Source organism: Marinomonas foliarum (assembly GCF_003337275.1).
GTDB lineage: Bacteria > Pseudomonadota > Gammaproteobacteria > Pseudomonadales > Marinomonadaceae > Marinomonas > Marinomonas foliarum.
In genome coordinates this window covers 52824-63520 of record NZ_QPJQ01000027.1, presented here as the reverse complement: position 1 = coordinate 63520, position 10697 = coordinate 52824, and the positions used below count along the sequence as shown (strand labels likewise).

The window sequence follows — 10697 nt, the reverse complement described above, 5'->3', positions numbered from 1 at the left end:
AAACTGGCAGCCAATAGGTGATGTGGAATTAAATCCAGAGCAACACAAAGACGCTGCTTAATTATTTTAGGCGACAACTACCTTGAAAGACGCCGTAAGTACAAAACCCAAGACCTGGTTCAAAAAAATGAGAGCCTAGAATTCAATTCTAGACCCTCGTCTCACTTTATCCATTATTAAAATAAATCTTGGCTTGGCGAGTCATCAGTTTTAGCTACCTTTCCCTCTCCAATCTTGACTTCAAGACTATCAATTCGTTGTAGTCCTCTTGGCAACTTAAGACCTCTTCGGCCACGCTCTCCGAGATATTCCTCTAAATCTTTTTCCGTGAAGGAAATGAAACGTTTCCCAGCATAAGCGGTTAAAAGATCATTTGGTTGCACACAGGCTAAAGCAACCACCAGCTCTTCTCTATCGGCAGCACGAGCACTTGGGATGCTAAGCATCTTATTGCCCTTACCTTTTGCCATCTGAGGTAACGAAGCCACATCGAATACCAACATACGCCCTTCATTAGAGATAGCAACAACACGACCTGAGGTAGGATCCTGAACACGCACTGGCGCCATTACTTGTCCACCTTTTGGTAGCGTCAAGGTTGCTTTACCTGCTTTATTTTTTGCATACAAATCTTTGAGCTGCGCAACAAAGCCGTAACCTGCATCGCTGGCAATCAAGTAATGGGTCTCTTCACTATCAAGCACCATAGAAACAACTGTTGCGTCTTTTTCTAATGAAATACGTCCAGTTATGGGCTCTCCCTGTCCTCGAGCAGAGGGCAAGGTATGCGCTTTAATCGAATACGTACGCCCATTTGAAGCAACTAGAACAAGCATCTGATTAGAGCGACCTTTTGCACTAACTAGGAATTCATCGCCAGATTTATAACTCAATCCATTTACATCAATATCATGGCCTTTGGCAGCACGAATCCAGCCTTGCTTAGAAATAACCACAGTAATAGGGTCATTAGATAACAAATCTTCTTCGCTAAAAGCTTGCGCTTCTTTACGAGCTACAATAGGTGTACGGCGGTCATCACCAAAAGCGCCAATTGCTTCTTGAATCTCATCTGAAATCAATTTCTTCAGCTTACGATCAGAAGACAATAGCCCCTCAAGCTGCTTGCGTTCTTTCTCTAGCTCGTCTTGTTCCCCCTTGATACGCATTTCTTCAAGCTTAGCAAGATGACGTAATTTCAACTCTAGAATTGACTCTGCTTGGGCATCACTTAAGCCAAAGCGAGACATTAACTCGACTTTCGGCTTTTCTTCCGTACGGATGATTTCAATAACTTCATCGATATTTAAGTAAGCAATCAACAAGCCTTCTAAAATATGCAAACGGCTATTAACTTTGTCCAGGCGGAATTGTAAACGACGACGCACAACATCAATACGAAAGCGCAACCATTCAGATAAGAAATTCTTCAGCGGCTTAACTTGCGGTAAACCGTCAAGCCCAATCACATTCATGTTCGTGCGGTAAGATTTCTCAAGATCTGTCGTTGCAAAGAGATGCGTCATCACCGAATCAATATCAACACGATTTGATTTAGGCACAATCACCAATCGAGTAGGGTTTTCGTGATCCGATTCATCACGTAAATCCACCACCATAGGCAATTTTTTCGCCTGCATTTGCGCTGCAATTTGCTCTAATATTTTACTACCAGACACCTGATGCGGAAGCTCATTTACAACGATCTCGCCTTCCTCAATAGTAAAGCGAGCTCTGGCTTTAATTTGTCCCTTACCTGTCTCATAAAGCTTAACAATATCGCTTCTAGGCGTGATGATTTCACCACCTGTTGGAAAGTCCGGGCCTTGGACAAAATTAAGTAGATCTTCTAAGTCAGCATTTGGGTTATTAAGCAAATGAATGCAAGCACCACCAATTTCACGCAAGTTATGTGGTGGAATATCAGTAGCCATGCCAACAGCAATACCTGTGGTACCATTAAGCAATAAATTTGGCAGGCGTGATGGTAAAACCGACGGCTCTTGTAGAGTCCCATCAAAGTTAGGCACCCAATCCACTGTTCCTTGACTCACTTCTCTAAGCAAGACATCAGCGTATTTAGACAATCGAGATTCGGTATAACGCATGGCAGCGAAAGATTTTGGATCATCTGGCGCGCCCCAGTTACCTTGCCCGTCCACTAATGGATAACGATACGAGAAAGGCTGTGCCATCAGCACCATAGCTTCATAACAGGCACTGTCACCATGAGGGTGGAACTTACCCAGAACATCACCCACGGTACGAGCGGATTTTTTGTATTTAGCGCTGGCTTTTAGACCAAGTTCACTCATCGCGTAGATGATGCGACGCTGAACCGGTTTTAACCCATCACCAATGTGTGGCAATGCTCGGTCTAAAATCACGTACATTGAGTAATTTAAGTACGCTTTTTCTGTGTAGTCTTTTAATGAAAGGGTTTCATTCGACTCAAAATTTGACAACTCACTCAAGGAAATTTTCCTTCTACAATCGTTTGAATGTGTAAATTATCGACACATACGGATTTCATAAACTAATATGGGAACAACTATAAAGAAACTTCCCAATACACTGCAACAGTCTGCGTAAGATTATCATGGAAAGGCCTGCATTCTCGTGTTTCAATACTGTCAATTAGCAAAAAGGTAACCGATGGTGAATGCAACAGCCCAAAATACAAGCACCCCCCTAGACTACAGTCTTGGCGAAGCCAGCAAACGTATTATTGTGCACCAGCAAGACGACCTTTTAATTATCCATGATCACCTTGTTCAAGATGTGACACCGACCCGCTTTTATCACAATCCAGTTGATACATTCCTGTTTTTGCTTAAAGGCGAAGTGTACTTGCAACAATATGAGTCCAGCAATGTTCAAAACATAGCGGAAGAAATCACTTTGAAAAAGCATCAAGGAATTTGGCTCAATGCAAATACGATTAACTCTGTCACTTTACTCACACCCAGAGTCGAGCTTTGCTTAATTAGACTGTCGACCTCTGTTAATACAAAGTCCACTCACCCATTTGAGAAAATATCGTCAGGAACGGTAGAATTGCAATTAGGAAGGAACCAAATCAAAGTGTGGCCTCTTTGGGAAACAGAGCACGGGCGAATTGCACTAGAATTGTACCCAACAAAATACAATGAAACCCTCTATTACCATAAAGCAGCGACGCAGTATTTTTTACCATTGAATGGCTCTGCAGTCTTCATGAGCAAATCAAAAACACCTACATCTTGCCCTAGTATAGGAAAAGTTGTCCCTCCTAAGGAAGCTGTCGCCATATTAAACCCAGGAGATCAAAATAGTATTGTACTTTCAGTTATGACCAAAGATTACAGCGAAGGACGCGTACACCTTCTAACCCGAACCTAGTGAAGTAAGCTCTGTTCAATAGACAACTAACGCAATACTAGCGCAGTTAAAATATGGTCTTCCCACTCGCCGTTAATTTTCAAATAATCTCTTGCCACACCTTCCTTATCAAAACCTAACTTCTTCAGTACCGCTGCACTGCGAACATTTCTCGGCATGTAACTGGCTTGTATTCGATCAATATGCAACTCTTTAGAAAGGTACTCTAACCCCGCGCTTAATGCTTCATGCATAATCCCTTTTCCCTGCTCACTTTCTCGTATGCTGTACCCTAAATTACAAGCTTGAAAAACCCCACGAATAATATTGGAGTAATTGGTATACGCAAGCATTCTGTCTTCATTAGAAGATAAAAAGCAGAACACAACCCCTCTGTCTTCAAGGAAGTCTCGACGCATTTCACGTATGCGCAACGCACAGGTTTCAAGCGAGTAGTAGCCTTCACTGCGAAGTGGCTCCCACTGTGTTAAAAATTCCTTTTCTTGGTTGATATAGTCATACAGTAGAGGCGCTTGGCTTTCATCCAACACCCTTAGTACTCCTCGTTCCGTGACGATACGAGGAAAGCGTGATGCATACAAATCATGGTTAGAGTATTTAAACGACATATCCTTCATCACTTCAAACAGCTTTAACGAATATTCTTCGTACCAACAATTTTCACCAATAGATAAAAGCCTACGCTGTACATCATGATTAAGCCAAGCCTCAGCCTCAGCTTTGCTTGCCCAATAAGTCATGAATACGTCCATCTCACCTGAGCTATATTCGGCACCAAGATAGCCGGGCTGATCTTTCACAAGTTCGAGTATTTTTTCAGCCATAATTCGGTAGGTCAAATCATTCGACATCAGTTTACTAGAAAGCGAAACGGCATAATAAGGCAATGCATTTGGGGAACTAAATACGTTCATAGACTCTCTAATCAGACAGAAAGATGGCTCTAAAATGTGCAAACATGAATTATATACGTACTTATTGGCAATCTCCGACTATAGTTATTACCTAAGTTTGGACAGATCTATACTGACGGTTCATTTTATTTTATTAAAGCGTAGCAATATGCTTTTGACTACCGACAGAGGTACTTAAAAATACCTATTACACTATTATTTTAAAACCTTTTAGGCTTCGAAAAGCCAAGTGTGAGTAGATCTTCCCTATTGGTATCCCCCTTTATATCAATAGGGATATGGAAAGCTTTTGTGCCCGCTTTGAAGCGGGCACTTTTTTGACTATTTATCCCAAGTGACCCCAGCACCCGAAGTAACCGCTTGATATTGATCTGGTCGACGGTCACGGAATAACCCAAAAGAACGGCGTGCTTTGCGTATTGCATCTAAATCGTATTCAGAATATAGAATTATACTTTCATCTCGACCCGCAACACACTTCATAGCGCCCATTTCGTCTGTCATAAAAGAAGAACCATAAAACTGAATAAAGCTATTTTCTCCTTCTTCTCGACCAACACGGTTCGCAGCAATAACAGGCACCATATTCGCGGCAGAATGGCCTTGCATGGTTCTTTGCCAATGATCTTTTGAATCCCACTCTGGGTAAGGAGGTTCAGAGCCAATTGCTGTAGGATAGAAGATCAACTCAGCACCTTTTAAAGCCAATTCACGAGCCAATTCTGGAAACCACTGATCCCAACAAATCCCACAACCAATTCGACCAAACTTTGTATCCCAAACTTTCACGCCAATATTACCTGGTGTGAAGTAGTATTTTTCTTGGTAACCAGGACCATCTGGAATATGCGTCTTGCGGTACAAATCCATCACATCACCATTGGCATCAATCATCACTAATGAGTTATAAAAGACGTTCCCATCGCGCTCAAAAAAGCTAATTGGCAAAACCACACCCAATTCTTTTGCAAGCGCACTCATAGTCTGGATCGCCAAACAATCATTAACAGGCTGCGCCCAATCAAAGCAAGCAGGCTTTTGATCGATGCAGAAATATGGCCCCATGAACAATTCTTGTAACAGAATTATATTTGCCTGATTTGCTGCAGCTTCTCTTACCTGCGCAACAGCATTGTCTAGGTTCTCTTGAAAATCTGTACTAATTGCCATTTGAACGCAGGCTACTTTTACTGTACTCATACTCTACTACCTCCAAAATATCTTGTGTCGTAAGCTCAAAGGCTTAGCTTATACCTGAGTCAAATAGGTTGTGCCTTCTAGTACTTTTTTATAAGTAGCCATAAGCTTCACCTGCTCTTCCTGACTAAGTGAGCTTGCTGCTATTCTATCTTGATAGCGCTTAATTAATTCTTTCTCATCATAACTAACAAACTTCAACACATCCTGAACACTATCACCTTTTAATACATGGTCGATTCTAAAGCCGTCATCCGTTAGATATACGTCGACCGAACAAGTGTCACCAAATAAATTATGTAGATCCCCTAAGGTTTCCTGATACGCTCCCACTAAGAAAAAGCCCATCAGATAATCCTCGCCTTTCGGCGGCGGCGGTGGCAATGGCAGAGACGACTCAATACCTTGACCATCCACATAGCTATATAAACAACCGTCAGAATCGCAGGTGACGTCTTGAATCTTACCTCTAAAAGAAGGCGCCTGATCCAATCCCTGCAAAGGCAACACAGGAAATAATTGATCAATCCCCCAGGCATCAGGCATTGACTGGAACACTGACAAATTGACAAACAACTTTTCGGCTAAACGTTCGTTAAGCTCATCAATAACTGGGCGATGACCTCGGTTTCGATTATCTAAACGAGGCAATAAATTACGGCACGCTGATAAGAAAAGATTTTCAGCTTGCGCTCTTTGGGCAAGGTTAAGCTGACCGTGGTTATATAAAGTCAAACTATCATTAAAGTCATCCAGCAAGTCATGATAAATCTCAACCAGAGAGCGACCCTCTTCCTGTTGCCCCTTTAGGCTTTGATAAGACGCCCAGAGTCGTTGTAGTTCTAATTCACACTCTTCACTCGGCTCTTCAATCGGTAAAAGCTCTGCGCCATGCGAAAAAACATCGGCAATCATCATCGCATGATGAGCCGTTACCGCACGACCAGATTCAGAGATCAAATGTGGATGAGGTAGTTCATATTGCTCACACACATTATGGAAAGCAAACACCACATTATTAGCATATTCACCGATGCTGTAGTTTGCAGAGAAGTCGTTCTGACTGCGAGTGCCTTCATAATCAACACCCAATCCGCCACCAACATCAACCCACTTGATTTTGACATCCATTTGATGAAGTTCAGCATAATAACGAGCACATTCTTTCAGACTATTTTGAATATCTCGGATTCGGGTAATTTGCGACCCTAAATGAAAATGGATTAATTCAAGACAATGCAATAAATCCAATTCACGTAATCGATCAATGGCACGTAATAACTGAGATGTGGTTAGACCGAATTTCGATTTTTCACCACCACTATTGCCCCAGTGAGTAGTGCAAGTTGAAGCCAGTCGAATACGAATACCAATACGAGGTTGAACTCCAATTTTTTCCGCTTCTTCTAGAATCCAATCTAGCTCATGCATTTTCTCAACTACGATGAAAACTTGATGCCCCATCTTTTCGGCCATCAAGGCAAGATGAATAAACTCACGGTCTTTGTAGCCATTACACACAATAATACCATCAGCATTTTTATGCATAGCTAGAACAGCCATCAACTCAGGCTTACTGCCAGCCTCAAGGCCCACAGTAGATGAATTATCAGGCTGACAAGCGGCGATCTCTTCAACCACTCGGCGCTGCTGATTCACTTTAATTGGATAAACAATAGCGTATTGCGCTTGGTAGTCGTAATAGTCTATGGCTTGTTGAAACGAGTTCGTGATTTTTTCAATGCGCGAATGCAGAATATTAGGAAATCGAACAAGACATGGGTAAGGAATCCCCTGTTGTTTAAGCGCTTCCGAAAGCTCAGTTAGGTCAATACTATTTTCTCTATCCGGTAACGCAATCACTCGACCCTTATCATTGATTGAAAAAAAGTCACTACTCCAATGACTCACATTATAAAGTTCCATTGAATCTTTGATTGACCAAGGCTTCATATTATCTCCAAATGTCTATGTACCTAAACATTAGCACTCATTCTTATAAAGTGTACTTAGTGAAGCACAGACAGATATTTCAGGTATAGTTAAAATAAAAAAAAGCGGCGCTAAGATAAATCTTAACTCCGCTTTATTCTAACGAAGGAACAAATTAAGACACTCGTTCGCCATGTGCTTGTTTATCCGCATGGTAAGAAGAGCGAACCAAAGGTCCGCATGCAGCATGCTTAAAACCTAGCTCTTTTGCCACTTCTTCATAACGGGCAAATTCTTCAGGTGGTACAAATCGAGCCATTGGGAAATGATGCTTAGATGGCTGCAAATACTGACCAATTGTCAACATATCCACATTATGCGCTCGCAAATCTTTTAGTACTTCGACAATTTCTTCAAACGTTTCGCCCATACCAACCATCAAGCCTGATTTAGTTGGTACTTCAGGGCAACGATCTTTAAAGTTTTTCAAAAGATCCAGTGACCACTGATAATCAGACCCAGGTCTTACTTGACGATACAAGCGAGGAATAGATTCTAGGTTATGATTAAAGACATCTGGCGGTGCTATTGAAAGGGTGTCAATAGCCACTTCCATACGACCACGAAAGTCAGGAACCAATGTTTCTATTTCGATATTCGGGCTTTCTGCACGAGTCTCTCGAATACAATCAACAAAATGCTGCGCACCACCATCGCGAAGGTCGTCGCGATCTACCGATGTAATAACAACATATTTAAGTTTCATGTCGCGAATGGCAGCTGCTAATTCTTTTGGCTCGTCTGTGCTAAGTGGATTAGGGCGACCGTGAGCAACATCGCAAAAAGGACAGCGACGAGTACAAATCTCACCCATAATCATGAAAGTAGCAGTACCATTACTAAAGCATTCACCCAAATTTGGGCAGTTTGCTTCTTCACAAACAGACGCCAACTTGTGCTCTCTTAACGTTGCTTTAATACGAGCAATTTCAGGAGAAGCAGGCATACGAACTCGAAGCCAATCAGGCTTACGAGGAATCTCTTCTGTTGGAACAATTTTTACAGGAATACGCGCCATTTTATCGGCACCACGTAACTTTTCCCCTTGGACAACGCGTTTGCGTTCAGCTGTCATTCTAATTCCACCCTTGTTGGATAGCCGGATAACTGTATCCGAGTTGTTCAGCCAACTGATTCGCCAACTGAACTTTTACATTCGATAAAATACTGTCTTTATTAAGACGCTTCATATCAACCATTTGTAAGCCTTGGTAGCCACACGGGTTAATACGATTAAATGGGTTGAGATCCATATCAACATTCAAAGCTAAGCCATGAAATGAACAGCCTCTGCGCACACGCAATCCCAACGAGGCTATTTTTTGCTCATCCACATACACCCCAGGAGCATCGGGCTTTGGGTAGGCATCAATAGAATTCATAGCCAAAGTACCTACCACAGAGTTTTCTAGTACACTGACCAAATCTCGAACACCGATCCCAAGACGTTTTAAATCTACTAAAACGTAAGCAACCAGTTGCCCAGGCCCATGATACGTGACCTGACCACCACGGTCGACTTGAATAACGGGAATATCACCAGGAGCTAAGAGATGCTCTTCCTTCCCAGCTTGTCCTTGCGTAAATAAAGCTGGATGTTCCAACAGCCAAATCTCATCAGCATCCTCTTTCGATCGACACTGAGTAAATTCCTTCATTCGCTCCCATGTATCAGCGTAATCAATCACGCCCAAGTCACGGCAAATTAAATTCAGCTGCATTTACATGACCATTTTAACGGCTTCAATCGACATTAAGTCGCGATGCAAAGCCGATAATTGGTCTTCACTCTGAGCTACTATACGAAAACTAAAGCTAATAAAGCGCCCTTTACTAGAGCGATTAATATTCTCTGCTTCCGCCATTTCTGGAGCATGAACAAGCAAGCATTCTTTGATTTCTTGATGAATATCATCAACATCAAGTGAAACTACTTTGATCACATAGTTTTCACAAGGAAACTCTATTTTCGGTGCATCAACCACTTTTTCTGTTTGATCACCATCTTTCGTAATTAGTGCCATTTCTAGTTTACCATTCGCCTATAAGGCCTTAAAACAAGTTCATAAAGAAGAGCTTAATTTTATCAAACATTCGCTTGAAGAAACCACCTTCTTCCACGGCTTCTAATGCCACAACTTGGCGCTCTAATAATATATTATCTTCAGAACCAACAACGATTTTCCCTAAAACATCACCGACCGCGATAGGAGCAACAATTTCTTTCTCCATATCCAACGTCGCTTGAATAGAGTTGCCTTGTTGACGAGGCATAGTCACTAGGACATCTTCTGAAAAGCCAACTTTTACATTTGGCTGGCTACCACCCCATACTCGAGCATTATTCACCACTTGTCCGCGGCTATAAAGCTTACGAGTTTCATAATATCTAAAACCATAATCCAACAGTTTTTGAGCTTCAGCCGCACGTGCAGCATCCGATTTTGTCCCCATAACAACTGTAATTAGGCGTGTACCATTACGTACCGCTGATGCTGCTAAACAATATCCCGCTGCCTCAGTGTGCCCTGTCTTCAGGCCATCAACAGTTTTATCTCTCCACAACAAACGGTTACGGTTTGGCTGGCGAATATTATTGTATGTAAACTCTTTTTCGGCATACATTTTATAGTTTTCAGGAAACTGCAAAATAGTAGCACGAGACAATTTAGCTAAGTCATGAGCGCTGGAATAGTGATCTTCTGCAGGAAAGCCTGTTGAATTAACAAAATGTGAATTTGTCATTCCAAGTAGCTGAGCATGCTGATTCATTAAATCTGCAAATGCAGATTCACTTCCTGCAACATATTCAGCGGCTGCAACGCTGGCATCATTGCCAGACTGAATAATAATACCGCGCATCAGGTTTTCTAAACTAACCTGAGTACCTTCACGAATAAACATGCGAGAACCTTCCATTCTCCATGCTTTCTCGCTAATGGTTACTTTATCTTCTAAAGATAAATTTCCACGAGCAAGCTCGTATTCAACAATATAAGCCGTCATTAGTTTCGTCAGGCTTGCCGGTGGCAAAGCTTGATCAGCATTATGCTCAACTAAAATATCTCCGGTATATGCGTCCATCAAAATATAGCTAGAGGCAGATAACTGCGGAGGTGTCGGGATCAATGAAGGAGCTGCAAAAATAGAGCTACTTACGAAACAAAATACGAGTGATAAGGTAACAAGGAGTTTTTTCATACTCAAAAAAAT

At 41.9% G+C, this 10697-nt stretch carries 9 protein-coding genes; 1 reads left to right on the top strand and 8 read right to left on the bottom strand.

Annotated features, from left to right (window positions below):
- Positions 1-176 precede the first annotated feature (176 nt).
- Positions 177-2474: a DNA topoisomerase IV subunit A gene (gene parC / locus DFP77_RS13795; protein ID WP_114412826.1), complete on the bottom strand. Its 2298-nt coding sequence runs from the start codon at positions 2472-2474 to the stop codon at positions 177-179.
- Between the two features lie 181 nt (positions 2475-2655).
- Between parC and DFP77_RS13790 the strand changes: the two genes are divergently transcribed.
- Positions 2656-3381: a hypothetical protein gene (locus DFP77_RS13790; RefSeq protein WP_114412825.1), complete on the top strand. Its 726-nt coding sequence runs from the start codon at positions 2656-2658 to the stop codon at positions 3379-3381.
- 26 nt (positions 3382-3407) lie between these two features.
- On the opposite strand, the gene DFP77_RS13785 is transcribed toward DFP77_RS13790, so the two are convergent.
- From DFP77_RS13785 to DFP77_RS13755, 7 genes are all read right to left on the bottom strand, one after another.
- Positions 3408-4295 (bottom strand): GNAT family N-acetyltransferase, encoded by an 888-nt coding sequence (locus DFP77_RS13785; protein ID WP_114412824.1) that lies wholly within the window; start codon positions 4293-4295, stop codon positions 3408-3410.
- Between the two features lie 321 nt (positions 4296-4616).
- Positions 4617-5495, bottom strand: a complete 879-nt coding sequence (gene aguB, locus DFP77_RS13780) for an N-carbamoylputrescine amidase (protein WP_114412823.1) — start codon at positions 5493-5495, stop codon at positions 4617-4619.
- A 48-nt stretch (positions 5496-5543) separates the two neighbouring features.
- The gene (gene speA, locus DFP77_RS13775; RefSeq protein ID WP_114412822.1) at positions 5544-7445 is read right to left on the bottom strand and encodes a biosynthetic arginine decarboxylase; all 1902 of its coding nucleotides are present in this window, start codon (positions 7443-7445) and stop codon (positions 5544-5546) included.
- A gap of 154 nt (positions 7446-7599) precedes the next feature.
- Positions 7600-8559, bottom strand: coding sequence for a lipoyl synthase (lipA, locus tag DFP77_RS13770; RefSeq protein ID WP_114412821.1), 960 nt, complete (start codon positions 8557-8559; stop codon positions 7600-7602).
- Between the two features lies 1 nt (position 8560).
- Positions 8561-9205: a lipoyl(octanoyl) transferase LipB gene (gene lipB, locus DFP77_RS13765; protein WP_114412820.1), complete on the bottom strand. Its 645-nt coding sequence runs from the start codon at positions 9203-9205 to the stop codon at positions 8561-8563.
- Positions 9206-9508: an HP0495 family protein gene (locus DFP77_RS13760; protein WP_114412819.1), complete on the bottom strand. Its 303-nt coding sequence runs from the start codon at positions 9506-9508 to the stop codon at positions 9206-9208.
- A gap of 28 nt (positions 9509-9536) precedes the next feature.
- Complete coding sequence (locus tag DFP77_RS13755; RefSeq protein ID WP_114412818.1) at positions 9537-10685, bottom strand: D-alanyl-D-alanine carboxypeptidase family protein; 1149 nt, start codon at positions 10683-10685, stop codon at positions 9537-9539.
- Between the last annotated feature and the right edge of the window lie 12 nt (positions 10686-10697).